Annotated in this window: 22 protein-coding genes; 9 read left to right on the top strand and 13 right to left on the bottom strand. The window is 72.0% G+C overall.

Going from position 1 to position 23298, the window contains the following annotated elements:
• Nucleotides 1-42: 42 nt before the first annotated feature.
• Nucleotides 43-678: a class I SAM-dependent methyltransferase gene (locus tag ON36_RS26245; protein WP_043658869.1), complete on the bottom strand. Its 636-nt coding sequence runs from the start codon at nucleotides 676-678 to the stop codon at nucleotides 43-45.
• A 152-nt stretch (nucleotides 679-830) separates the two neighbouring features.
• Here ON36_RS26245 and ON36_RS26240 point away from each other — a divergent pair, with 152 nt between their 5' ends.
• Nucleotides 831-1556: a TetR/AcrR family transcriptional regulator gene (locus ON36_RS26240; RefSeq protein WP_043658867.1), complete on the top strand. Its 726-nt coding sequence runs from the start codon at nucleotides 831-833 to the stop codon at nucleotides 1554-1556.
• Between the two features lie 121 nt (nucleotides 1557-1677).
• On the opposite strand, the gene thiD is transcribed toward ON36_RS26240, so the two are convergent.
• On the bottom strand, nucleotides 1678-2526 hold the full coding sequence (gene thiD / locus ON36_RS26235; RefSeq protein WP_043658973.1) for a bifunctional hydroxymethylpyrimidine kinase/phosphomethylpyrimidine kinase: 849 nt from the start codon (nucleotides 2524-2526) through the stop codon (nucleotides 1678-1680).
• A 78-nt stretch (nucleotides 2527-2604) separates the two neighbouring features.
• On the opposite strand from thiD, the gene ON36_RS26230 reads away from it, so the two are divergent.
• On the top strand, nucleotides 2605-3753 hold the full coding sequence (locus ON36_RS26230) for a GTP-binding protein (protein ID WP_043658866.1): 1149 nt from the start codon (nucleotides 2605-2607) through the stop codon (nucleotides 3751-3753).
• Nucleotides 3754-3888: 135 nt separating this feature from the next.
• Here the strand turns inward: ON36_RS26230 and ON36_RS26225 are convergent, their stop codons facing one another.
• Entirely contained in the window at nucleotides 3889-5025 is a 1137-nt protein-coding gene (locus tag ON36_RS26225) for an epoxide hydrolase family protein (RefSeq protein WP_043658864.1), read from the bottom strand.
• A gap of 87 nt (nucleotides 5026-5112) precedes the next feature.
• Between ON36_RS26225 and ON36_RS26220 the strand changes: the two genes are divergently transcribed.
• Together ON36_RS26220 and ON36_RS26215 are read left to right on the top strand one after the other, a co-directional pair.
• Nucleotides 5113-5760, top strand: a complete 648-nt coding sequence (locus ON36_RS26220; RefSeq protein WP_043658862.1) for a TetR/AcrR family transcriptional regulator — start codon at nucleotides 5113-5115, stop codon at nucleotides 5758-5760.
• Nucleotides 5761-5797: 37 nt separating this feature from the next.
• On the top strand, nucleotides 5798-6205 hold the full coding sequence (locus ON36_RS26215) for a VOC family protein (protein ID WP_043658860.1): 408 nt from the start codon (nucleotides 5798-5800) through the stop codon (nucleotides 6203-6205).
• A 4-nt stretch (nucleotides 6206-6209) separates the two neighbouring features.
• Here ON36_RS26215 and ON36_RS26210 read toward each other — a convergent pair whose 3' ends face one another.
• Nucleotides 6210-7454: a KasA/KasB family beta-ketoacyl-ACP synthase gene (locus ON36_RS26210; RefSeq protein WP_043658858.1), complete on the bottom strand. Its 1245-nt coding sequence runs from the start codon at nucleotides 7452-7454 to the stop codon at nucleotides 6210-6212.
• Between the two features lie 39 nt (nucleotides 7455-7493).
• Here ON36_RS26210 and ON36_RS26205 point away from each other — a divergent pair, with 39 nt between their 5' ends.
• The 5 genes from ON36_RS26205 (at nucleotide 7494) to ON36_RS26185 (ending at nucleotide 10957) form a co-directional block, all read left to right on the top strand.
• Entirely contained in the window at nucleotides 7494-8057 is a 564-nt protein-coding gene (locus ON36_RS26205) for a TetR/AcrR family transcriptional regulator (protein ID WP_043658856.1), read from the top strand.
• Between the two features lie 61 nt (nucleotides 8058-8118).
• Nucleotides 8119-9639, top strand: a complete 1521-nt coding sequence (locus tag ON36_RS26200) for an MFS transporter (RefSeq protein ID WP_043658854.1) — start codon at nucleotides 8119-8121, stop codon at nucleotides 9637-9639.
• Nucleotides 9640-9712: 73 nt separating this feature from the next.
• Nucleotides 9713-10144, top strand: coding sequence for an SRPBCC domain-containing protein (locus ON36_RS26195; protein ID WP_043658853.1), 432 nt, complete (start codon nucleotides 9713-9715; stop codon nucleotides 10142-10144).
• Entirely contained in the window at nucleotides 10134-10478 is a 345-nt protein-coding gene (locus ON36_RS26190; protein WP_043658851.1) for an ArsR/SmtB family transcription factor, read from the top strand. The genes ON36_RS26195 and ON36_RS26190 overlap by 11 nt, the downstream gene beginning before the upstream one ends.
• Nucleotides 10475-10957 carry an SRPBCC family protein gene (locus ON36_RS26185; RefSeq protein WP_043658849.1) on the top strand — a complete coding sequence of 161 codons (483 nt, stop codon included), beginning with the start codon at nucleotides 10475-10477 and terminating at the stop codon, nucleotides 10955-10957. Before ON36_RS26190 ends, ON36_RS26185 begins: the two co-directional genes overlap by 4 nt.
• Here the strand turns inward: ON36_RS26185 and ON36_RS26180 are convergent.
• The 9 genes from ON36_RS26180 to ON36_RS26140 form a co-directional block, all read right to left on the bottom strand.
• Nucleotides 10954-11748 (bottom strand): thioesterase family protein, encoded by a 795-nt coding sequence (locus ON36_RS26180; RefSeq protein ID WP_043658847.1) that lies wholly within the window; start codon nucleotides 11746-11748, stop codon nucleotides 10954-10956. The two genes, ON36_RS26185 and ON36_RS26180, sit on opposite strands and share 4 nt — an antisense overlap.
• 39 nt (nucleotides 11749-11787) lie before the next feature.
• Nucleotides 11788-12198, bottom strand: coding sequence for a helix-turn-helix domain-containing protein (locus tag ON36_RS26175; protein WP_052314363.1), 411 nt, complete (start codon nucleotides 12196-12198; stop codon nucleotides 11788-11790).
• A gap of 39 nt (nucleotides 12199-12237) precedes the next feature.
• Nucleotides 12238-14493: an MMPL family transporter gene (locus tag ON36_RS26170; protein WP_245558207.1), complete on the bottom strand. Its 2256-nt coding sequence runs from the start codon at nucleotides 14491-14493 to the stop codon at nucleotides 12238-12240.
• A gap of 162 nt (nucleotides 14494-14655) precedes the next feature.
• A complete protein-coding gene (thiC, locus tag ON36_RS26165) occupies nucleotides 14656-16308 on the bottom strand; it encodes a phosphomethylpyrimidine synthase ThiC (RefSeq protein WP_043658845.1) in 1653 nt (550 codons plus the stop codon).
• A gap of 304 nt (nucleotides 16309-16612) precedes the next feature.
• Nucleotides 16613-18874: an MMPL family transporter gene (locus ON36_RS26160; RefSeq protein ID WP_043658842.1), complete on the bottom strand. Its 2262-nt coding sequence runs from the start codon at nucleotides 18872-18874 to the stop codon at nucleotides 16613-16615.
• Nucleotides 18875-19053: 179 nt separating this feature from the next.
• Nucleotides 19054-20340 carry an RNA polymerase sigma factor gene (locus tag ON36_RS26155; protein ID WP_043658840.1) on the bottom strand — a complete coding sequence of 429 codons (1287 nt, stop codon included), beginning with the start codon at nucleotides 20338-20340 and terminating at the stop codon, nucleotides 19054-19056.
• Nucleotides 20341-20349: 9 nt separating this feature from the next.
• Nucleotides 20350-20769 carry a YciI family protein gene (locus ON36_RS26150; protein ID WP_043658838.1) on the bottom strand — a complete coding sequence of 140 codons (420 nt, stop codon included), beginning with the start codon at nucleotides 20767-20769 and terminating at the stop codon, nucleotides 20350-20352.
• A gap of 107 nt (nucleotides 20770-20876) precedes the next feature.
• Entirely contained in the window at nucleotides 20877-22061 is a 1185-nt protein-coding gene (fahA, locus tag ON36_RS26145) for a fumarylacetoacetase (protein WP_052314362.1), read from the bottom strand.
• The gene (locus ON36_RS26140) at nucleotides 22058-23266 is read right to left on the bottom strand and encodes a homogentisate 1,2-dioxygenase (protein WP_043658836.1); all 1209 of its coding nucleotides are present in this window, start codon (nucleotides 23264-23266) and stop codon (nucleotides 22058-22060) included. The genes fahA and ON36_RS26140 overlap by 4 nt, the downstream gene beginning before the upstream one ends.
• Nucleotides 23267-23298: the final 32 nt, after the last annotated feature.

The raw sequence follows: 23298 nt of genomic DNA, 5'->3' as shown, positions 1-23298 counted from the left end.
CTCGGCCGCGGGCCTCCCACCCGGCTGGGCCCCCGCTGTGAACTAGCTGGGAGTCCCGCGGCGCAGGCGGATGATGCTGTCGGCGCGGGTGCCCTCCACGCCGTCGGGGCTGGTGGACGGGCGCTCGACGAGTTCGGCGGTCTCGACCGTCCAGTCGGCGCCGAGGGCGAGGCGGTCGAGGACCTGCTCGATGGTCGGGAACTCGGCGATGTGCGGCGGTTCGGTGACCCAGCTCGGCCAGCCGGCGTGGCCGCCGATGAGCAGGCGGCCGCCGGGGGCGACCGCGGCGGCGGCGCTCGCGAGGATCTGGTCGCGTTCGCCGGAGCGCTCGACCGGCGAGTGCAGGAACTGGGCGGTGACCAGGTCGAAGGTGCCCTCGGGGAAGTCGTGCAACAGGTCGTGGCGGCGCCAGGTGACCGTGACGCCGTCGGCCTGCGCGCGGGCGGCGGCCCGGGTGAGCGCGACCGAGGAGACGTCGACGCCGGTGACCTGCCAGCCCTGGTGCGCCAGCCAGATGGCGTCGGCGCCCTCGCCGCAGCCCAGGTCGAGCGCGGTGCCGGGGGTGAGCCCGGGGACCTCGCGGACCAGCAGCGGGTTGGGGTTGCCGGTCCAGACCTGTTCGCGGTCGCCGTAGAAGCCCTCCCAGAATTCCTCGGCGGTGGTGGTCGGCTCGCTCATTCGTTCCTCCTGCGGTGTCGGTTGTCCCCAGGGTGCGCGCGCGGATCGTGGATTGGCAAGTTTTGTTGCTGATTCGGCAATCGCCGCCCGTCGCGGGCGGGCCGGTGGCATGCGACGGCGGTCACGCCGGGCCCGGCGGTACTATCCGGAACGTGACGCGAGGTTCCCGGACGGTAGAGAGGGCGCCGGGTCGTCGTGTCGACGCGCGGACCGAGCGGTGGCGCGAACACCGGCTGAAGGTGCGCGCCGAATTCGTCGACGCGGCCTTCCGGGCGCTCGACCGGGTCGGGCCCGATGTCAGCATGGGCGACATCGCGCGCGAGGCGGGCGCGGCCAAGCCCAAGCTGTACCGGCACTTCGAGGACAAGACCGACCTCTACAACGCCATCGTGGACCGGCTGCGCGACCTGCTGTGGATGAAGCTGCTCGGCGGCATGGACCTCACCGACGACACCGTCGCCGAACTGCTGCGCCGGGCGGCCGCCGAGTACGTCACGGTGATCTGCGAGCACCCCAACGTGTTCCGCTTCATGCTGCACAGCCACTTCACCCAGCAGGCGCGCGAGAGCGAGCGGGCGCTGCAGTCGGCGCGCCAATCCGCGCGCCGCGCGGCCGAATTCATGGTCGGCCTGATCCCGGGCGACCAGGCCGACGTGGCCGGGCTCGAGCTGGCCAACTACACCGCCTTCGGCGCGGTGGCCTCGGCCACCGACTGGTGGCTCGGCGCGAATCTGCGGGAGTCGTCGGTGATGTCGGAGGACGCCTTCGTCGACTATCTGACGCAGAGCATCTCGGCGCTGGTGGTCGCGCACGGGCGGGCCAACGGGATCGCCGTCGACTTGGACCGGCCGCTGCGCGAGGCGGTTTCCGCGCTCTAGAGTTGTCGCCGCGCGCACGCGAACTCCGTTGTTCTCGCCGGCCGCGTCGTCGGGACCGGCGGTGTTTGCGACGTCCCCAGTATGGACCCGGACACCGACAGAAACGCGGCGCCACTCCCGCTCAGTGGGCGGAATGCAACCGCCACAGCGGGGAGACCGGCCCGTGGCCCGCGCCGAGGTCGTAGGAGGCGGCCAGGCAGTGGTAGGTCCACTCCTTGGCGAACGTGAGCGCGTCGGGCACGGTGTAGCCGTTGGCCAGCGCGCAGGTGAGGGCCGCGGCCAGGGTGTCGCCGCCGCCGTGGTCGTTGCCGGTGGCGATGCGCGGCGCGGTGAACTCGCGGAAGGTCTCGCCGTCGTAGAGCAGGTCGGTGCTGTACTGCGAGGACCGCAGGTGTCCGCCCTTCACGATGGCCCAGCGCGGGCCGAGCGCGTGCAGCGCCTCGGCGGCCTTGCGCGCGGTCGCGTCGTCGACCACCTGGATGCCGGTGATCAGCCGGACCTCGTCGAGATTCGGCGTGACCACGGTGGCCAGCGGGAACAGGGTGTGCCGCACGGCGTCGAGGGCCTCCTCGTGCAGCAGCGGGTCGCCGTGCATGGAGGCGGCGACCGGGTCGACCACCAGCGGGATGTCCCCGTCGCGCCCGATGCCGAGGTCGCGGCAGGTCTCGGCGACCGCGGTGATGATCGCGGTGGAGGCGAGCATGCCGGTCTTGGCCGCGCCGATGCCGATGTCGGTGACCACCGTGCGGATCTGGCCGGCCACGATCTCCGGCGGGATCTCGTGGAACGCGCTGACGCCCACCGAGTTCTGCACCGTCACCGCGGCCACCGCGACGCAGGCGTGCACGCCGCACAGCGCCATCGTGCGCGAGTCGGCCTGGATGCCGGCGCCGCCGCCGGAATCGGTGCCCGCGATGGTCAGCGCGCGCACGGGGGTCCGGCCGTCGGGGGTCAGCGGAAGCAGTTTCACGCCGACCACCCTACGGCCGGGCCGGGTTCCGGGCGGACCCAGCCGCGCAGGGCAAATGAAAACCATTATCATTAACTGGTGACCACCTCAGCCCCCGCTCCGTCCCTGCCCGTCACGGTCCTCTCCGGCTTCCTCGGTGCGGGCAAGACCACCCTGCTCAACCACATCCTCGCCAACCGCGACGGCCGCCGCGTCGCGGTGATCGTCAACGACATGAGCGAGGTCAACATCGATGCCGCGCTCGTCGCGGGCCAGGGTCACCTGGACCGCACCGAGGAGAAGCTCGTCGAACTGACCAACGGCTGCATCTGCTGCACCCTGCGCGAGGACCTCGTCGAGGCGGTCGCCCGGCTCGCCCGCCAGGGCCGCTTCGATCAGCTGGTGATCGAGTCGACCGGCATCTCCGAGCCGATGCCGGTGGCGGCCACCTTCGACTGGGAGTTCGAGGACGGGTTCCGCCTCGGCGACCTGGCCCGGCTCGACACGATGGTCACCGTGGTCGACGCGTCGACCTTCCTGGCCGAACTCGTCCGCGGGGAGGCGCTGGCGGACCGGCGGCTCGAAGCCGGGGAGGGTGACGCCCGCACCATCGCCGACCTGCTCGTCGACCAGGTCGAATTCGCCGACGTGCTGCTGGTCAACAAGACCGACCTGGTGAGCGCCGACGCGGCGGCGAAGGTCGAGGCGACCGTGCGGCGGCTGAACCCGCGGGCGCGCGTGCTGCGCACCGAGCGCGGCGTGGTCGACCTCGGCGAGGTGCTCGGCACCGGACGCTACGACCCGGTGGTCGCGGCGGGCGCGGAGGGCTGGGAGGAGGAGCTCGCGGGCGGTCACACCCCCGAGACCCTGGAATACGGCATCGGCAGCACGACCTACCGCGCCGACCGGCCGTTCCACCCGCTGCGACTGGAAGCGGCCCTGGCGACGCTGCGCGGGATCGTGCGCAGCAAGGGGTTCTGCTGGATCGCCAGCCGGCCCGACCTCGCGGTCATCTGGTCGCAGGCGGGGCCCAATCTGACCTTCGAGCCCGGCGCGTGGTGGTCGGCGCTGGAACTCCCGCGCGGCCAGGAGATCGTGCTGATCGGCATCGGGATCGATGCCGCGGCCATTCGCGCCGCCCTCGACGCCGCCCTGCTGACCGAGGCCGAATACGCCGCGGGGCAGGCGAGCTGGCGCGACCTGCCGGACCCGTTCCCGGCCTGGGAGGCCCTGCACCAGCATTATTGATTCGATGGTACTGGCACGTAACATCCTGGGCTGGTGCATGATTCGACAGGGGCGCGCCGCGTCCCACGCGCCGATGAGGGGAGCGTGGGCCGCGGCGGGTTCCGGGCGGGCCGCGGTGTGTGCCGGCCCGATCGTTCACGCCAGGCCGGCGAAGAACTCCCGGATGTCCGCGACGAGGACCTCGGGCGCCTCGTGCGCGGCGTAGTGACCCGCCGCGTCGTTCGCGCCGCCCGCGGCCGACCCGGTGTCGTAGGCGTTCCAGCGCACGATGTTCTTGTGATCGCGCTCGGCGAAGCGGCGGATCGACTGGAAGTCCCCGGCGAACATGGCGAGGGCGGTCGGCGTCGTGGTCGGCTCGGCCGGGTGCTCGGCGGCGTGGGCGTCCTCGTAGTAGAAGCGCAGCGACGAGCCCGCGGTGCCGGTCAGCCAGTAGATCGCCACGTTGGCGATGACGAAGCGCGGGTCGAGGGACTCGCCGAACAGCTGGGCGTTCCAGCCGAGCAGGCCGACGGGGGAGTCCGCCAGGGCGTAGGCGATGGTCTGCGGCTGCTGGCTGTGCAGGGTGTTGAACGCCATCTTGTTCTCGTGGAACCACTGCAGGTGGCCCAGCGCGGCCATGTCCGCCTCGGACAGGCCCTCGAACTCGGCCGGGTCGCCCGAGGGGAAGGAGAACAGCTGGGTGACGTGCACGCCGATCACGTGCTCCGGGTCGTGGCGGCCGATCTCGGGGGAGACCATGGAGCCGCCGTCGTTGCCGATGGCGCCGTAGCGCTCGTAACCGAGTCGCGCCATGAGCTCGGCCCACGCCTTCGCGGTGCGGTAGCGGTTCCAGCCGGTGCTGCGGGTGGGTCCGGAGAAGCCGAAGCCGGGCAGTGAGGGGACGACCACGTGGAAGGCGGGGTCCGAGGGCGACTCCGGCTCGGTGAGCGGGCCGATGACGTCGAGGTATTCGACGATCGAACCCGGCCAGCCGTGGGTGAGGATCACCGGCGTCGCGTCCGGGCGGGAGGACCGCACGTGCAGGAAGTGGATGGTCTCGCCGTCGATCTCGGTGGTGAACTGCGGGTGTGCGTTGAGCTCGGATTCGACGGCGCGCCAGTCGAACTCCTCGAGCCAGTACCGCGTCAGCTCGCGGACGCGGCCCGCGGGCACGCCGTAGGCGTCGCCGACGCCGGGCAGCTCGTCGGGCCACAGGGCGCGGCGGAGGCGGTCGGCGAGATCGTCGAGCCGGGACTGGGGGATGTCGACGCGGAAGGGGGTGACGGTGCTCATCGAATCTCTCCTTGTGAAACGGAATGCTTCGTTCTGTTCAAACTCTAACAGAACGGATCATTCCGTTTCAAGTGGTATGCTGAAGTCATGTCCGAGAAGATCGAAACCGCAGATCAGCCCCGGTTGCCGGGGCGCAAGGCGCAGGCCGCCCGCAACGACGGGCTCATCCTCGAGGCGGCCCGCGCGGTGTTCCTCGCCGACCCGGGGGCGCCCATCGCGGCGGTGGCCGAGCGGGCGGGGGTCGGTATCAGCGCGCTCTACCGGCGGTATCCGAGCAAGGAGGCGTTGCTGCGCACGCTCTGCCACCAGGGCCTGCGCCGCTACAACGCCGAAGCCGATGCGGCGCTGGAGGATTCGGACGGATGGCAGGGCCTGGTCGGCTTCCTGGAACGCGTCGTCGAGGCCGACGTCCACTCGCTGACCGTGCACCTGGCGGGCACCTTCACCCCGGACGAGACGATCGTGCCCGACGTCGTCCACGCCGCCGAGGTCACCGAGGAACTGGTGCGCCGCGCGCACGCCACCGGCAGGCTCCGGCCGGAGGTCAACGCCACCGACCTGAGCCTGGTGCTCGAGGCCTGCGCCGCGGTGTCGGTGCCCGACGCGCGGCGCACCGGGGAACTGCGCCGCCGGCTGCTGGCCGTCATGATCGCCGGGCTCTCCGGCGAGGAGGGGCTTCCCGGACCCGCCCCGCGGGCCGACGAGTTCGCCTTCCGTTGGGAGCGCCGTCCGTAGGATGGCCGCCGGGGGGCCGAGCCGGAGCGAGGCATCGATGAACTGGACCCTGGAAGTCGTGATCGTGCCCGTGTCGGACATCGACCGGGCCAAGGATTTCTACGCGCGGATCCTGGGATTCGCCGTCGACCACGACACCGTGCTCGGCGACGACGCGCGCATCGTGCAGCTGACCCCGCCCGGATCGGGCTGTTCCATCGTCATCGGCAAGGGCGCCGTGCCCGCGATGCCGCCGGGATCGCTGCAGGGTCTGCAGCTGGTCGTCCCCGACATCACACGGGCGCAGGCCGAGTTGCGGGCCAGGGGCCTGCAGATCGGCGACATCCAGGTGCTCGGCGAGAACCGGAACCCGGTGCCCGACCCGCTCGACAACGTGGGCTTCTTGTTCTTCTCCGACCCCGACGGCAACGGCTGGGCGGTGCAGCAGATCTCGAGCCGCGCCTGAACCGTCAGGCGCGGCCGAAGGCCAGCGCGACGTTGTGGCCGCCGAAGCCGAACGAGTTGCTGACCGCGTACTCCGCGCGCTCGGCGCGCGCCGCGCCCGCCACCACGTCGAGGTCGACGCCGGGATCGGCGGACTCGAAATTGAGGGTGGGCGGGACGATTCGGTCGCGCAGGGTGAGCACGGTCAGCAGGGACTCGAGCGCGCCGACGGCCCCGATCGAATGCCCGAGCGCGGACTTCGGCGCGTAGACCGAGGCGTGCGGGACGACGGCGGCGATCGCCGCCGCCTCCGAGGCGTCGCCGAGGGAGGTCGACGTGGCGTGCGCGTTCACGTGACCGATGTCGGCCGGTGACAGCCCCGCGTTCCGGATCGCCGTGCGCATGGCGCGGGCGGCGCCGGTGCCCGCGGGGTCGGAGGCCACGATGTGGAAGGCGTCGGAGGTGATGCCCGCGCCGAGTACCCGGCCGTGGACCTCCGCGCCGCGGGCGCGCGCGTGCTCCGCGGACTCGAGGATCATCAGCGCGCCCGCCTCCCCGAAGACGAAGCCGTCCCTGGCCCGGTCGAACGGCCGGGAGGCGAGTTCGGGTTCGTCGTTGCGGGTGCTCATCGCCCGCATCATGGCGAAACCGGCGATCGGGACCGCGTGGATGTGGCCCTCCACCCCGCCCGCCACGACCATGTCGGCCTCGCCGGTGCCGATCAGCCGCCACGCCTGCGCGAGGGCCTCCGAGCCCGACGAACACGCCGAGACCGGCGCGAAGGCCCCGGCCCGGGCGCCGATCTCCAGGCTGACGACCGCCGCGGGGCCGTTCGGCATGACCATGGGTACCGCCAGCGGCGACACCTTGCGGTACCCGCCCGCCCGCATCGCGTCGACCGCGTCGACCAGCGCGTCGCCGCCGCCGAGCCCGGTGCCGACCGACACCGCGAGCCGCTCGGGGTCGACCTCGGGCGCGCCCGCGGACGCCCACAGCCGCCGGGTCAGCGTGAGCGCGAGCCGCTCGACGTAGGAGTGCCTGCGCTGCTCGACCCGCGTGAGACCGGCGTCGGGCGAGGCGGTCAGCGTGCCGCCGATGCGGACGGGCAGGTCGTGGTCGTCCAGGAACGCGGCGGGAAGCGCGCGGATGCCGCTGCGGCCCGCGCGCAGCAGCGACCAGGTCTCGTCCATGGTGTCGGCCAGCGCGGTGGTCGCGGCGTATCCGGTGACCACGACCTCGCGCCGGGTTTCTGAAGCGATCGCTACATTCATGCCGACATGGATACCTGTAGCAGTCGCTACAGTCAACCCATGGCACGTCCACTGGATCACCGCAGAAGGGCCGAGTTGCTGGCCGGTGTCGTCGACTACATCGCCGAGCGCGGCCTCGCCGAACTGTCCCTGCGACCCCTCGCCGCGGCGCTCGGGACCAGCTCACGGATGCTGATCTACTACTTCGGCACCAAGGAGGAACTGCTGGTCCAGGCCCTGGCCACGCAGCGGCCCGACCTCGCGCTCGTCTTCGCCGACATCGCCGACGCGGCCGCGCTGCGCACCCGGCTGCTCGGCTTCTTCGACCGCAACGCCGACGGCCCGGAACTGCGCAGCGTCCGGGTGCTGCTGCAGGTGCTCGGGGCGGCCTGCGCGCCGGACTCGCTCTACCAGGACTACGCGCGGCAGGCGATCGCCGTCTTCGTCGGCGAACTCGCCGCGGCGCTGCGGCGCATCGGCGGCATCGACGACCCGGAGGTCGTCGCGACGCTGCTGATCTCGGGGATGCGCGGCATCCTGCAGGACCGGCTCGTCACCGGCGACCGCGAACGCACCGATCGTGCCGCGCGCGCGTTGCTCACCGCGGCCCTGCCCGCTGGGTAGGTTGGGCTCGCGGGCGGCGCGAACGACCCGCCACCGGAGGCGATCGGGATTCGAGGCGGCGATGGAGACTGGTTCGGGCACGACGTACGGCTCGGTGCGCTGGGTGATGCTCGGCGTGCTGTGCGCCAGCCTCCTGCTGGTGGCCATGGACGCCACCATCCTCAACATCGCGCTGCCCTCGCTGATCGAGGATCTGCACGTCGGGCCGCTGGAACAGCTGTGGATCATCGACATCTACGGTCTCGTCCTGGGCGGCCTGCTCATCACCACCGGCGCGCTCGGTGACCGGATCGGCCGGAAACTGCTGTTCCTGTGCGGCTTCGTGCTGTTCGGCCTGGCCTCGGTGGTGGCGGCGACCGCGGGCAGCTCGGCGCAGCTCATCGCCGGGCGCGTGCTGCTCGGCGTCGGCGGCGCGATGGTCATGCCCTCGACACTCTCGTTGATCCGCACCATCTTCCACGACGAGAAGGAACGCACGATGGCCATCGGCATCTGGGCGGCCGTCGCCGGTGTCGGGGCGACGGTTGGCCCGATCGTCGGCGGATTCCTGGTCGAGCACTTCGGGTGGGCCTCCGCGTTCTGGCTGAACGTGCCGGTGGTGGTGGTGACGGTCGCGGTCGGGCTGTGGGTGCTGCCGGAGTACCGGGCGCCGCAGGCCGGCGGGCTGGACTGGCTGTCCTCGGGGCTGTCGATCGCCGGGATCGTGAGCCTGGCCTGGGGCCTCAAGCACCTCGCCAAAGGCGATGCCGCCGCCGTCGATTGGGCGATCCTGTGCGCCGGCGTGCTCGCCCTGGCCTGGTTCACCCGCCGCCAGCTGGCCGGCGCCGATCCGCTGCTCGACGTGCGCCTGTTCCGCAACGGCGCGTTCACCGGCGCGGCCCTGTCGACGCTGCTGGCGATGATGGCCATCGGCGCCGCCATGTTCCTGATCTCGCTGTGGCTGCAGTACATCCACGGCTACAGCCCCTCCCAGGCCGGGGTGCGCATGCTGCCCTCGGCGCTGACGCTGCTGGCCGCCTCCCTCGCCACGCCGGCCCTGATGCACCGCTTCGGGGTGCGCGCGGTGCTCGGGATCGGGCTCGGCGCGTTGTCGCTGGGGTTTCTCGTGCTGGCGCTGAGCCCCGAACCGACCAGCTATCCGGTGGTGGCGCTGGTGCTGGTGTCCTTCGGCCTCGGCGACGGTATGGCGGTGACCGCGGCCGCGGCGGTGCTGGTCGCGGCGGTCCCCGCCGAGCGGGCGGGGCAGGCGGGTGCGGTCGAGGAGACCAATTACGAGGTCGGCATCGGGTTCGGTGTCGCGCTGCTCGGCAGTATCCACGCGCGGCTGTTCACGGAGAACATGACCGACCTGCCCGTGCCCCCGGCGCAGGCCGAGCAGGCCGCGGGTTCGGTCGGCGGCGCCGCCGAGGTGGCCGACGGCCTGCCGGAGCCCGCGCGGACACAGGTGCTCGACGCCTCCTCGCACGCCTTCGACGTCGCGCTGACGACGACCTCCTATCTCTCGTCGGCGCTGGTCGCGGTGGTCGCCGTGATCGCGGTCCTGCTGGTGCCCCGCGGCATGCGGGTGACCGGCGGCCACTGACGAATCCTTGACGCAACCAACCGGTTGCCATAGGCTCTGTTGCAACCAATTGGTTGCCATAAAGGAGGATGTCATGGGATTCCCCGATCGCATCGAACGCACCGTCGAGCTCGCGCATCCACCGGCGGCCGTCTGGGCCGCCCTCACCACCGCCGACGGGCTGTCGGCCTGGTTCGGGCAGCAGGCCCGGATCGACCTGCGGCCCGGCGGCGCCGCCCAGATGTCCTGGGACAACGGGCACACCGCGAACATGCGGGTTGAACGCGTCGAGGAGCCGTCGGTGTTCGGCTTCACCTGGCAGATCTACGGTCTGCCCGAGGACGACCCGCGCCGCACCTACGTCGAGTTCACGCTCGAGCCCGCCGGCGGCGGGACCAGGCTCACCGTCGTCGAGAGCGGATTCGCGCAGCTGCCGCCCGAGGAGCACGCGACGGCGGTCGAGGGCAACACCGGCGGCTGGCGCAGCGAGCTCGGCGAACTCGTCGAGTACCTCGATGCGGCCTGAGACCGAGGCCGTCGCCGAACAGGTCTTCGTCGCCCTGGCCGACCCGAGCCGCCGCGCCGTGCTCGCCGAACTGGCGTCCGGGGGACCGGCCACCGCGACCGACCTCGCCGATCGCCTGCCCATCACCCGGCAGGCGATCGCCAAACACCTCGGCCTGCTCACCGAAGCGGGCCTGGTGATCCCGGAGCCCGGCGAACGCCGCCGCGTCCGCTACCGGCTCCACTCCGCACCCATGCGGGTCGCCCAGCAGTTCCTCGCCGCGCTCGCCCGCGACTGGGACGACCGGCTCGACGCCCTGCGCACCCACCTCGACCTCCGAGAGGAAAGACCATGAGCGACAAGGACTTCACCCGAACCATCACCGTCGACCGGACGCCCGACCAGGCATGGGCGGCGATCAACGACGTGCGCGGCTGGTGGTCGCGCACCGCCGACGGCGGCTCCGGCACCGTCGGCGACTCCTACGTCTTCGACGTGCCGGGGGTGCACCACTGCCGGATGACCACGGTCGAGGCCGAGCCGGGCAGACGGCTGGTCTGGCGGGTCTCCGACGCCTTCCTCGCCTTCGTCGACGACACCGCCGAATGGGAGGGCACCACCGTCGAATTCGATCTCACCCCGCGTCCCGGCGGCACCGAGATCCGGTTCACCCACGTCGGGCTGGCGCCGCGCGCCGAATGCTACGAGGTGTGCGCCGACGCGTGGAACGGGTTCGTCACCGACAGCCTGCGCGGGCTGCTCGAGACCGGCGCGGGCGCGCCGATGACCGGCACCGAGCAGATCGACGTGGCCGCGCTGCGCCGGGCCGGCTAGCCGCGCGGGCCGAGCAGCAGGGTCTGGGTGCCGCGGCCGATCGGGCCGGACTGGTCGAACAGCTGCGACTCGGCCAGCCCGATGCCGTGCGGCTGGGGGTGGGTGACCGCGTCGAGGCAGACCCACTCGCCCTCCGGCATCCGGTGCAGGGTGACGGTCAGATCGGTGTTGATGAACAGGAACTTCGACCAGTCGAGCACCGAGCTGACCCCGTTGCCGGAATCGGCGGCGGCCAGGGTGCGCTCCAGCGGGCTCGGGGCGGAGCCCGCGACGATCGGGTACTTCAGCCGGATCCAGCAGACCGCCGGACCCATCGCCATGAACGAGCCCTCGGCGAAACGATATTCGATGCCGGTGTGGAACCCGACCGGCTGATCGGAGGGGAACTGGACCGGCTCGGCCGCCTCCGGCAGCGGGCGGATCCCGCTTGGCAGGAACTCGGCGGGCACGGCCAGCGGCGGATCGGCCAGCTTGAACCGCCAGGCGTTGGCCCGCATCACCGGCCCGCGGTCGGTCGACAGCTCCGCCTCGAGCAGTTCGACGCTGCGGCCCGGCCGGGCCACGCGCGTCCGCACCGTGAGCGGCGCGAGCGGGACCGGCCCGAGGATCTCCACCGCCACCCGCCCGATCTGGAACCCTTCCCGTGGCGCACACCGCTCGAGCGCGTGGCCGAGCAGCGCCGACGGCGGACCCGCGTGCTGCGCGTCCGGCGACCACGGGCCGCGGGTCAGCTCCGTCGACACGAACCGGCTCGGGTCGGTGGGATCGGGCATGTAGAAGGCATCCGGCATACCTGGACCATACGACTCCGGGGCCGGTCGCGTTAACGGCTAGCCGGGCTCGGCGTCGGGAACGTCGCGGCCGACCCGGGCGCGCTCCCGGTACTCGAGGAGGTCGTGCAGCTGGACGCGGCGGCGCCTGCCCCGGGTGGAGAAGGGGATCTCGCGGGCGGCGAGCAGGCGCACGAGCGTGGGGCGGGAGACGTCGAGCAGGTCGGCGGCTTCCTGGGTGGTCAGCAGCGTGTTGTGCGGAGCCACCGAGACGGGGATGCCGTTCGACAGGGCGACGACGGCGTCGTTGAGCAGGCGGTAGACGGCGTCCGGGATGTCGAGCCGGGAGCCGTCGGGACACAGCAGCTGTGCCTTCGCGTCGTCGTCGCCGTGCAACCCGTCGAGCAGCCGGACCAGGTCGGCCAGATCGTCGGGCGGGACGACGGTTCGTTCCCGAAGTGTGAGGGCCATCACATCATCGTAGGCCGATTCGAAAAAATCGAAAGGGCGTCAGCAGCGCGAGACGTCCGCGCCCGCGCGGGGCACCGGGCCCTGCGGCCGGGGCGCGACCGGCGCCGACGGCCGCGGCTCGTGGACGCCGAATCGGCGGTGCAGCCGGGCCAGCGGTCCGGGCGCCCACCAGTTCCAGGTGCCCGCCAGCCGCATGAGCGCCGGGACGAGCAGCCCGCGGATCACCGTGGCGTCACTGACCACGGCCAGCGCGCAGCCGAGGCCGAACAGCTTCATCATGGACACCTCGGAGGTGGCGACGGCCAGGAACACGATGCTCATGAGCAGGGCGGCGGCGGTGAAGATCCGGCCCGTCCTCGCGATGCCGAGGGCGACCGCGCGGGCGTTGCCCGCGGCGGTCGGCGGACCGGCCAGCCATTCCTCGCGGATGCGGGAGAGCAGGAAGATCTCGTAGTCCATCGAGGCGCCGAAGGCCAGGCTGAACATGAGGATCGGCAGCGCGAGGTTCAGGGTGCCGGTCGGGGTGAAGCCGAGCAGGCCCGACAGGTTCCCCTCCTGGAAGACCCACACCATGGCACCGAAGGTCGCCGCCAGCGAGAGCACGTTGAGCACCAGCGCCTTCACCGCGACGACCACGCTGCCGGTGAACAGGAACAGCAGCACCAGCGTGGTGAGCGCGATGAGCGCGCCCGCCAGCGGCAGCCTGCCGGTGATCTCGGCGACCGAATCGTGGTTGAGCGCGGCGGCCCCGGTGACCAGCGCGGGCGCGGGCGCGGGCACCGCCCGCAGCGCCTCCAGCTGTGACCGGCCCGCGGCCGAATAGGGATCGACCTTGGTCGCGACCGTCAGGTAGGCGCCGCCCTCGTTCGTCATGTGCGGCAGTCCCGCCGCGACGCGAAGGCCGTTGCGGCACACCGCGTCGCCGCTGAGCACCGCGACGACGCCGGGCACACTCGACAACCGCCGCGCGTACTCGCCCACGTCGGCCCGGGCGCCGCGGAAGTCGGGAAGGACGACGGTCGCGCTCGCCGCGAAGTCCGCGTCGAACTGGGTGCGCAGCACGTCGCCGACGACCCGGCTCGGCGCCTGCGGCGGCAGGGTCCGGTCGTCGGGGTAGCCCAGCCGCACCCCGAGGAACGGCGAACAGAGCAGCAGCAGGAGCGCGGTCGTCGCCAGCGCGACCGGCAGCGGCCGTCGCATCACCCGGGTGGCCAGCCGGAACCAGAACGCCTCGGCCGGATCCCGCCGCGGCCGTGCGGCATCGGGGCGGGACCGCCGCAGCCGTCCCCGCACGTCCCCGGCGTGGATCCGGTCGCCGACCAGCATCAGCAGCGCGGGCAGGACCACGAGCGCGGCCGCGGTCGCCGCGACGACCACCGCGATCCCGGCGTAGGCGAAGGAGCGGAAGAAGTACTGCGGGAAGATCAGCAGGGCCGCCAGCGACAGGGCGACGACGAGCGCGGAGTAGAGCACCGTGTGGCCCGCGGTCCGCAGCGAACGGCGCACCGCCACCGGCGGACTCGCTCCCGCGGCGAGTTCCTCCCGGTAGCGGCTGACGATGAAGAGGCTGTAGTCGATGGCCAGCGCCAGGCCGAGCGCGGTCGTCATGTTCAGCGCGAAGATCGACACCTCGGCGAACGCGGTGAGCACCCGCAGGATCCCGAGCGTGGCGGCCACGGCGAACACGCCGATGACGATCGGCAGCGCGGCCGCGACGACGCTGCCGAAGACCACCGTCAGCAGGATCGCGGTGACCGGGATGGCGACGGCCTCCGCCACCACCAGGTCGTGGCTGATCTGGGAGTTCATGTCGGCGAAGGTGGCGCCCGCGCCGCCCGCCGTCACCCGCACCGGCCCCGCGTCGATGCTGAGCCGGTCGGCGAGCGCGGCGGCCAGGCCGGGCTCGGCGCCGGACAGCGCGGCGATGACGAGTCCCTGGTCGCCGTCCCGCCCGCGCAGCGCGGCGCGCAGATCGGCGCGGCTGGTCCAGTACGACTGCACGTTGAAGACCCCCGGCGTCGAGGTCAGTATCGCGACGACGCGGTCGGCGGCGTCCCTGGCGGCGGGCGAATCGGCGCCGTCGTCGGCGGTCAGGCGCAGGACGAAATTGGGCTGGCTGCCGGGGAAATGGTCGTCGAGATAGCGGCCCGCGCGCACCGAGTCCAGTTCGCCGGTGACGAAGCCCCCCGACTTCATCTGCGCGGCGGCCCCGGCGCCGAAGCCGCCGCACAGCACCATCAGCGCCAGCGCGATCGCGGCGACCAGTCGTGGCCGCCGCACCGCGACGTCACCCATTCTCGTGAGCACTGCCGAAGACACTCTCTTGCTCGGAAGTTCGAACGCGAGACGTCGTGCACAGCCCCCCGCCGTTTATCGGTCCACCCACCACCCCGCAGGCAGGTGAACCGGAAACGGTAGCGCAGATCGAATACGAAAGCTATTCGACGGCAGCTCTTCTCAGGAGACGACCGGCAGGTAGACCTTGCCGCCGTGCTCGGCGAACTCGGCGGACTTCTCCGCCATGCCCGCCTCGATGGCGGCCACGTCGGTCAGGCCCTGCTTCTCGGCGTATTCGCGGACATCGGCCGAGATACGCATGGAGCAGAACTTCGGCCCGCACATGGAGCAGAAGTGCGCGGTCTTGGCGGGCTCGGCGGGCAGGGTCTCGTCGTGGTACTCGCGCGCCGTGTCGGGGTCGAGCGCCAGGTTGAACTGGTCCACCCACCGGAACTCGAAACGGGCCTTGGACAATTCGTTGTCCCTGGCCTGCGCGTGCGGGTGGCCCTTGGCGAGGTCGGCGGCGTGGGCGGCGATCTTGTAGGTGATCACGCCGACCTTGACGTCGTCCCGGTTGGGCAGGCCGAGGTGCTCCTTGGGGGTGACGTAGCAGAGCATGGCGGTGCCCGCCTGGGCGATGATCGCGGCACCGATCGCGGAGGTGATGTGGTCGTAGGCGGGCGCGATGTCGGTGGCCAGCGGGCCGAGGGTGTAGAAGGGCGCCTCCTCGCACAGCTCCTCCTCCAGCCGCACGTTCTCCACGATCTTGTGCATCGGGACGTGGCCGGGCCCCTCGATCATCACCTGCACGCCATGGGATTTCGCGATCTTGGTCAGTTCGCCGAGGGTGCGCAGCTCGGCGAACTGGGCCTCGTCGTTGGCGTCGGCGATCGAGCCGGGGCGCAGGCCGTCACCGAGCGAGAACGTGACGTCGTAGCGGGCCAGGATCTCGCACAGTTCCTCGAAGTGGGTGTAGAGGAACGATTCCCGGTGATGGGCCAGGCACCACGCGGCCATGATGGACCCGCCGCGCGAGACGATGCCGGTCACCCGCTTGGCGGTCAGCGGGATGTAGCGCAGCAGCACTCCGGCGTGCACCGTCATGTAGTCGACGCCCTGCTCGCACTGCTCGATCACGGTGTCGCGGTAGATCTCCCAGGTCAGCTTGGTGGGATCGCCGTTGACTTTCTCCAGCGCCTGGTAGATCGGCACGGTGCCGACCGGGACCGGGGAGTTGCGCATGATCCACTCGCGCGTCTCGTGGATGTTCTTGCCGGTCGACAGGTCCATGATGGTGTCGGCGCCCCAGCGAGTGGCCCACACCATCTTCTCCACCTCCTCGGCGATCGAGGAGGACACCGCCGAGTTGCCGATGTTGGCGTTGATCTTGACCAGGAACTTCTTGCCGATGATGGTCGGCTCGAGCTCCGGGTGCTTGTGATTGGCCGGGATGACCGCGCGCCCGGCCGCGACCTCCTCGCGCACGACCTCCGGGTCGACGCCCTCGCGGGCGGCGATGAAGCGCATCTCGCTGGTGATCACGCCCTGGCGCGCCCAGTGCAGCTGGGTCGGCGGGCCGTCGATCGCGGGCTTGGCCCACGTGTCGCGGAGCTTCGGCAGCCCGGCCTCGACGTCGATCACCGCGCTGTCGTCGGTGTACGGGCCGGAGGTGTCGTAGACGTCGAAGGTCTCGCCGTTGGTGAGGTGGATCCGGCGCACCGGGATGCGCAGGTCGTCGACCTCGAGGTAGTGCTTGACGCTGCCCTCGATGGGGCCGGTGGTGACGGTGTCGACGGGCCCGGAGGACCCGTGCGAAGACGTGGCAGTGCCCATGGTTCTTCCTCCCTACGCCGGCATTACCCGGACAGGTTCTACGGTCGACAGCCCTGAGCGCCGAAACGGCTAGCTGTCCTCTCAGCCCGCTGGTGCGAGCCCCCGTGCTGTGTGGAGCGCTGACGCGCTCGAGTTCGCGGCCTGTGTGTCCCGCCGATGGGAGGCCGTTGCTTGCTCCTTCGTCGCCTGCGCAACGGCCTCCCATCGGCGGGACGGCCGCGAACCGCCGCTGCGCGGCGGGCCCCTCCTCGAGGTCGGGGCGTGCGTGGCGCCTTGCAGTGTAGGTCTTGTCCCCGGCGGCTTGCTATCGAGTGGCGGAATCCGCCAGCGGCGGGCGGACGTCCTCACGCACCGCCGGTTCCTCGCCCTCCCGCAGGCCGAAGCGGTCGTGCAGGGCGACGAGCGGTTTCGGCGCCCACCAGTTCCACACGCCCATCAGCCGCATCAGCGCGGGGGCGAGCAGGCCGCGGATGACGGTGGCGTCGGCGATCACCGCGAGCGCGCACCCGAGGCCGAAGAGCTTCATCATGGCCACGCCCGAACCGGCGACGCCGAGGAACACGATGCTCATCAGCAGGGCGGCGGCGGTGAAGATCCGGCCGGTGCGCGCCACGCCCATGGCCACGGCCTCGGTGTTGCCCGCGGTCGTCTTCGGCCCGGCCAGCCATTCCTCGCGGATCCGGGAGAGCAGGAAGACCTCGTAGTCCATCGACGCGCCGAAGGCCAGGCTGAACATCAGGATCGGCATGGCCAGATTGAGCGTGCCGGTCGGGGTGAAACCGAGCAGACCCGACAGGTGCCCGTCCTGGAAGATCCACACCATGGCGCCGAAGGTCGCCGTCAGCGACATGATGTTGAGCGCCAGCGCCTTCACCGGCAGCACCACGCTGCCGGTGAACAGGAACAGCAGCACCAGCGTGGTGATCGCGATGAGCGCGCCCGCCAGCGGCAGGCGGCCGGTGATCGCCTCGACCGAGTCCTGGTTGAGGGCGGCGGGCCCGGTGATCAGCGCCCCACCGGGGGCGGGGACCGCGCGGACGGCGTCGAGCTGGTGGCCGCCCGCGTCGGAGTACGGATCGAGCCCGGTGGCGACGGTCAGGTAGGCGCCGTCGGCGGCCCGCATCTCGGGCACCCCGGCGGCGATCTTCAGGCCGTTGCGGTAGACGCCCTCGCTGGACAGCACCGCGGGCACGTCGGGGACCCTGGACAGGGCGTCGGCGTAGGCGCCGAGGTCGGCGGGAGAGCCGGCGAACCCGGGCAGGACCACGGTCGCGCTGGAGGCCATGTCGGCCTGGAATTCCGAGCGCAGGATGTCGCCGACATCGCGGCTGGCCACGCCGGGCGGCAGCGCGCGGTCGTCCGGATACCCGAATTGCACGCCGAGGAACGGCGCGCCGAGCAGCAGCAGGAAGGCCGTGGTGACCACCGCGACCGGCACCGGGCGGCGCATGACCCCCTTGACCAGGCGGTACCAGAAGGTCTCCTGTGGCTGCTTCTCCCGGCGCGGCGGCATCCGCAGCAGCCGGCGCAGCGGGGTGCGCAGGTCGCCCGCGTCGATCCGGTCGCCGACCAGGATCAGGCAGGCGGGCAGCACAAGCACCGCCGCGAGCGTCGTCGCCGCGGCGACGACCGCGATGCCCGCGTAGGCGAAGGACTTGAAGAAGTACTGCGGGAACACCAGCAGCGCCGACAGCGACAGGGCGACGACCAGCGCCGAGTAGACGACCGTCCGGCCCGCGGTCGCGATGGACCTCAGCACCGCCGCCTCGGCGGAGAGACCGTTCTCCCGCTCCTCGCGGTAGCGGCTGACGATGAACAGGCTGTAGTCGATGGCCAGCGCCAGCCCGAGCGCGGTGGTCATGTTCAGCGCGAACACCGACACGTCGGTCAGCGCGGTGAGCGCCCGCAGGATGCCGAGCGCGGCCGCGATGGCGAACAGGCCGATGGCGATCGGCAGGGCGGCCGCGACCAGGCTGCCGAACACCAGCGCCAGCAGCAGGCCGGTGACCGGAACGGCGATGGCCTCCGCGACGACCAGGTCCTTGCTGATCTGGATGTTGATGTCGGAGAAGGTGGCGCCGAGCCCGCCCGCCCGGATGCTCACCGGACCCTCGCGGGTCACCTCCTCGCTGATCGCGTCGGCGCGCTCGGGCAACTGCGCGTCGTCGCCCTCGATGCGCGCCAGGATCAGCGCGCGCCGGCCGTCGGTGCTGCGCAGTGCCTGCCGCAGGTCGGGCCGCGCCGACCAATACGACTGCATCCCACTGACTTCCGGATGGGCGCGCAGCACGGCGGCGGCGTCCTCGCCCGCGGCCCTCGCCTCGGGGGAGTCGGCGCCGCCGGGTGCGGTGACCACGAGGACGTAATTGGGCTGGCTGCCGGGGAAATGCTCGCTCAGGTACTGGCTCGCCCGGACGGAGTCGAGGTCGGCGGTGACGAAGCCGCCGGACTTCATGTGGGACTGCACGGTGGCGCCGAACGCGCCGCACAGCACCATCAGGGCCAGCGCGGTGAGCAGGACCACCCGCGGCCGGGCGACGGCGGTACGGGCCAGTGTCGACAGCATCGAGGGTGGCTTTCTCTCGGGGAATCGGCGAATTCACGGTAGCCCGGCGGCGAGCACCCTCGACACCGCCCGGGGGAGGACCTTCATTCCCCACCGCCTCCGACCACCGGTGGAGGCCGCCGCGCTATCACCGGGGCCCGGTTGTGACGACCGGCACAGGGCGGGAGCGGGCGGTCCGCTCAGTCCGCAGGCAGGGCGGCGAGCTTGCGCCGCAGGACCGTGCGTTCGCTCTCGCCGCGGCACAGGTCGAGGGCCCGTTCCAGCTCGGCGCGGGCCGCCGCGGTGCGGCCGAGGCGGGTGAGCAGTTCGCCGCGCACGGTCGGCAGCAGATGCGAGCCGTCCAGGGCGCCCGAGCGCTCCAGTTCGTCGGCCAGCGGCAGCGCCGCCGCCGGCCCGCGGGCCATGGACACCGCGACCACGCGATTGAGCTCGACCACCGGCGACGGCGCGAGCCGCCCGAGCGCCTCGTAGAGCAGCACGATCCGGTCCCAGTCGGTCGCCGCGACCGAGGGGGCGACCGCGTGGCATTCGGCGATGGCGGCCTGCAGGCCGTAGGCGCCGAGGCCGCGTCCGGCCGCCTCGGCGCGGGCCAGGGCGGCCCGGCCGCGGGCGATGGCGGCGCGATCCCAGCGGCGCCGGTCCTGCTGTTCGAGCAGGACCGGGGTGCCGTCGGCGGCGGTGCGCGCCGGGAAACGCGCGGCGGTGAGCTCGAGAAGGGCGAGCAGGCCGTTCGCCTCGGGTTCGTCGGGGGCGAGGCGGGCGAGCACGCGGGCCAGCCGCTGCGCCTCGGTCGCCAGGTCGAGCCGGATGGGTCCCGGGCCGGTGCCGGCGGCCGCGCCCTCGGTGAAGATCAGGTAGACGACGCTGAGCACCGACCCGAACCGCTCGCCGCGCTGGTCGGCGGGCGGCACCGCGAACGGCACCCGCGCCGCGGCCAGCGTCTTCTTGGCCCGGGTGATCCGTGCCTGCACGGTCGCCGTCGGGACGAGGAAGGCGCGGGCGATCTCGTCGCTGGTGAGGCCGCCGACGACCCGCAGGGTCAGCGCGACCCGCGCCTCCTTCGACAGCACCGGATGACAAGCGGTGAAGATCAGGGCCGCGACATCGTCGTCGATCTGGTCCGGATCCCACGGCAGGTCCCCGTCGTCGTCGACGGGGGCGCCGCCGGAGTACGCGCCGCCCTCGCCGAGACCGTGGGCGAAGGCGGCGTACCGCTCGTCGAGCGCGGCCCGGCGGCGGAACGCGTCGACGGCGCGCCGCCGCCCGACGGTGAGCAGCCACCCGGCCGGGTTGGCGGGGACGCCCTCGCGCGGCCAGGTCACCAGGGCGTCGGCCAGGGCCTCCTGGGCCACGTCCTCGGCGAAGGCGAAGTCGCCGGTGTAGCGGGCGAGCGCGCCGACGATCCTTGCGGATTCGATCCGCCACACCGCGGCGACCGCGGCGCGCCCGCTGTGCTGCTCACGCATCGGCCCGGCTCAGAGCTGGCCGGTGGCCTCGCGCCAGGCCCGCTCCCGCTTGATCCACTCGTTGTCCTGGGGGAACTCGTCGATCGAGGTCACCCGCCGGATCTCGGTCTTGACCCCGGGGCCGTTGATCGGGGCGCGCTTGGCCCATTCCACCGCCTCCTCCTTGGAGGCGACGTCGAGGATGTAGAAGCCGCCGAACAGTTCCTTGGTCTCGCCGTACGGGCCGTCGGTGACGACCGGGGTCTCGGACGAATGGTCGATGACCACGGTCTCGGCCGCGTCCTCCAGCCCCTCGGCGGCGACCAGCACGCCCGCGCGGATGAGTTCGTCGTTGTAGCGGCCCATGGTCTCGATCATGGTCTCGAACGGGATCTCGCCGAGGGCGGCCCAGGACTCGTCGGTGGCGCGCATGATCAGCATGTACTTCATCGTCTGCTCCTTGCGTTGTCGGTGGTCCCGTGTGGACCCTCTCACCACTGGGTCGAACGGGACACCCGGTCGATCGACACCGGCGCGAATCTTTTTCCGATCTTCTTCTAGCGCCGGTGCGGGGGCAGGATCCGGCCGCGGACCTCGCCGAGCCCGATGGGCCGCCCGGCGGTGCCCGGCGCGGTCGCGGTGATGGTGATCTCGTCGCCGTCGGCGAGGAACGTGCGGGGCGTGCCGTCGAGGTCGACCGGCTCGGCCCCGCCCCAGCACAGTTCCAGCAGCGAGCCGCGCTGGCCGGGCTCCGGGCCGGAGATCGTGCCCGAGGCGTAGAGGTCGCCCGGCCGGGTCGAGGCGCCGTTGACGGTGAGATGGGCCAGCATCTGCGCCGGCGACCAGTACATGCCCGCGTAGGGCGGACGCGAGACCGGTGTGCCATTCCAGGACACGGTCAGGTCGACGGCGTAGCCGTGGTCGCCGTCGCCGCGCAGGTACGGCAGCGGCTCGGGCTCCTGGGCGGGGAGCGGCACGCGCGCGGCGGCGAGCGCGTCCAGGGGCGTGATCCAGGCCGACAGCGAGGTGGCGAAGGACTTGCCGAGGAAGGGGCCGAGCGGCTGGTACTCCCAGGCCTGGATGTCGCGCGCCGACCAGTCGTTGACCAGGCCCACCCCGAAGACGTGGTCGGCGAACTCGTCCACCGCCACCGGCCGCCCGAGGGCCGAGCCGACCCCGATCACGAACCCCAGCTCGGCCTCGATGTCGAGGCGCTGCGAGGGGCCGAAGACCGGCGCGTCCGTCCCGGTCCGGTGCTGGCCGCACGGCCGGGCGATGTCGGTGCCCGACACCACCACCGTGCCCGCCCTGCCGTGATAGCCCACCGGCAGGTGCCGCCAGTTCGGCAGGAGCGGGTCACCGCCGGGGCGGAACAGCCTGCCCAGGTTGGTGGCGTGTTCGAGCCCGGCGTAGAAGTCGACGTAGTCGCCGATGCCGAGGGGCAGTTTCAGCCGCACGTCGTCGACCGCGAACACCGCCTCGGCGGGCAGGGCCGTGTCGCACAGGTCCCGCACCCGCGCGCGGGTCTCCCGCCAGTACCGCGGCCCACGGGCGAGGAAGTCGTTGAGGGTGGGCCGGGCGAAGACCGGATCCGGCAGCAGCGCGGCCAGATCGAGCACGGCGTCGCCGTAGCGCACGCCGACGCGGAAGTCCCCGGAGGCGTCGGTGAAGACGCTGTAGGGCAGGTTCTCGCTGCCCCACAGCGAATCCGGCGCCGGCCGCACCCGCACCAGCGCCGTCATGCGTGCCCCGTGCCAGGGTCGCGTCCCGCCCAGGTCCAGGCGTAGGCCGGATCCTCGCAGGCCAGCGCGCCCTCGCCGAGCCCGAGCGGACGGAAGGTGTCGACCATGACGGCCAGTTCGTCGAAGAACTCCACGCCGATGCTGCGCTCGTAGGCGCCCGGCTGCGGGCCGTGCGCGTACCCGCCGGGGTGCACCGACACCGAGCCCTGCTCGATGCCGGACCCCTTGCGCGCCTCGTAGTTCCCGCCGCAGTAGAACATGATCTCGTCGGAGTCGACATTGGAGTGGTAGTAGGGCACCGGGATCGACAGCGGGTGGTAGTCGACCTTGCGCGGCACGAAGTCGCAGACCACGAAGTTCACCCCCTCGAACACCTGGTGGACCGGCGGCGGCTGGTGCACGCGGCCGGTGATCGGCTCGAAGTCGGCGATGTCGAGGGCGTACGGGTACAGGCAGCCGTCCCAGCCGACCACGTCGAACGGGTGTGTCGCGTAGACCATCCGGGTGCCGACGACGTGCCCGGCCGGCCGGTGTTTGACCAGCACTTCGACGTTCTCCCCCTCGGCGAGCAGCGGCTCGGACGGCCCGAGCAGGTCCCGCTCGCAGTAGGGCGCGTTCTCCAGCAGCTGCCCGAACCGCGACAGGTACCGCTTCGGCGGCGTCAGATGGCTCGACGCCTCGATGACATAGGCGCGCAACGGTTCCGGTCCGGCCGGCAGCCAGCGGTGGGTGGTCGCGCGGGGCACGACGACCTGGTGTCCCCGGTGCACGGACAGCGTGCCGAACACCGACTCGAGCACGGCCGCACCGGATTCCACGTAGACCAGCTCGTCGCCGATGGCGTTGCGGTACAGCGGGGACGGCCGCCGGGCCGCCACGTAGGCCAGCCGCACGTCGCTGTTGGCCAGCAGCAGCCTGCGGCCGGTCACGGGGTCGGTGTCGTCCGGGGTGTCGCCGGGGAAGAGCCGGTGCAGCCGCAGATGCCGGTGCCGCAGCGGGTGATTGGCCACGGTGGACTGGTCGGGCAGCTCCCAGACCGTCGAGTCGACGATGCCCGGCGGCAGGCCGCGGTGGTAGAGCAGCGACGAGTCGCCGGAGAAGCCCTCCTCGCCCATCAGCTCCTCGTAGTAGAGGGCGCCGTGGGCGTCGCGATGCTGCGTGTGCCGTTTCGGCGGCACCGAGCCAACCCGGCGATAGAACGTCATGAGCACACCTCCCGCGAACCGGTCGGACAGCT

Source organism: Nocardia thailandica NBRC 100428 (assembly GCF_000308795.1).
GTDB lineage: Bacteria > Actinomycetota > Actinomycetes > Mycobacteriales > Mycobacteriaceae > Nocardia > Nocardia thailandica.
Note: the sequence above shows the minus strand (reverse complement) of the source record. Positions and strands in the feature narration are given on the sequence as shown.

Excerpts from the sequence above, each read along its gene's own strand:
- ON36_RS26245 (WP_043658869.1), bottom strand. The coding sequence starts at position 678 with ATGAGCGAGCCGACCACCACCGCCGAGGAATTCTGGGAGGGCTTCTAC.
- ON36_RS26225 (WP_043658864.1), bottom strand. The coding sequence starts at position 5,025 with ATGAGCACCGTCACCCCCTTCCGCGTCGACATCCCCCAGTCCCGGCTC.
- ON36_RS26220 (WP_043658862.1), top strand. The coding sequence starts at position 5,113 with ATGTCCGAGAAGATCGAAACCGCAGATCAGCCCCGGTTGCCGGGGCGC.
- ON36_RS26215 (WP_043658860.1), top strand. The coding sequence starts at position 5,798 with ATGAACTGGACCCTGGAAGTCGTGATCGTGCCCGTGTCGGACATCGAC.
- ON36_RS26210 (WP_043658858.1), bottom strand. The coding sequence starts at position 7,454 with ATGAATGTAGCGATCGCTTCAGAAACCCGGCGCGAGGTCGTGGTCACC.
- ON36_RS26205 (WP_043658856.1), top strand. The coding sequence starts at position 7,494 with ATGGCACGTCCACTGGATCACCGCAGAAGGGCCGAGTTGCTGGCCGGT.
- ON36_RS26200 (WP_043658854.1), top strand. The coding sequence starts at position 8,119 with ATGGAGACTGGTTCGGGCACGACGTACGGCTCGGTGCGCTGGGTGATG.
- ON36_RS26195 (WP_043658853.1), top strand. The coding sequence starts at position 9,713 with ATGGGATTCCCCGATCGCATCGAACGCACCGTCGAGCTCGCGCATCCA.
- ON36_RS26190 (WP_043658851.1), top strand. The coding sequence starts at position 10,134 with ATGCGGCCTGAGACCGAGGCCGTCGCCGAACAGGTCTTCGTCGCCCTG.
- ON36_RS26185 (WP_043658849.1), top strand. The coding sequence starts at position 10,475 with ATGAGCGACAAGGACTTCACCCGAACCATCACCGTCGACCGGACGCCC.
- ON36_RS26180 (WP_043658847.1), bottom strand. The coding sequence starts at position 11,748 with ATGCCGGATGCCTTCTACATGCCCGATCCCACCGACCCGAGCCGGTTC.
- ON36_RS26175 (WP_052314363.1), bottom strand. The coding sequence starts at position 12,198 with ATGGCCCTCACACTTCGGGAACGAACCGTCGTCCCGCCCGACGATCTG.
- ON36_RS26170 (WP_245558207.1), bottom strand. The coding sequence starts at position 14,493 with ATGGGTGACGTCGCGGTGCGGCGGCCACGACTGGTCGCCGCGATCGCG.
- thiC (WP_043658845.1), bottom strand. The coding sequence starts at position 16,308 with ATGGGCACTGCCACGTCTTCGCACGGGTCCTCCGGGCCCGTCGACACC.
- ON36_RS26160 (WP_043658842.1), bottom strand. The coding sequence starts at position 18,874 with ATGCTGTCGACACTGGCCCGTACCGCCGTCGCCCGGCCGCGGGTGGTC.
- ON36_RS26155 (WP_043658840.1), bottom strand. The coding sequence starts at position 20,340 with ATGCGTGAGCAGCACAGCGGGCGCGCCGCGGTCGCCGCGGTGTGGCGG.
- ON36_RS26150 (WP_043658838.1), bottom strand. The coding sequence starts at position 20,769 with ATGAAGTACATGCTGATCATGCGCGCCACCGACGAGTCCTGGGCCGCC.
- fahA (WP_052314362.1), bottom strand. The coding sequence starts at position 22,061 with ATGACGGCGCTGGTGCGGGTGCGGCCGGCGCCGGATTCGCTGTGGGGC.
- ON36_RS26140 (WP_043658836.1), bottom strand. The coding sequence starts at position 23,266 with ATGACGTTCTATCGCCGGGTTGGCTCGGTGCCGCCGAAACGGCACACG.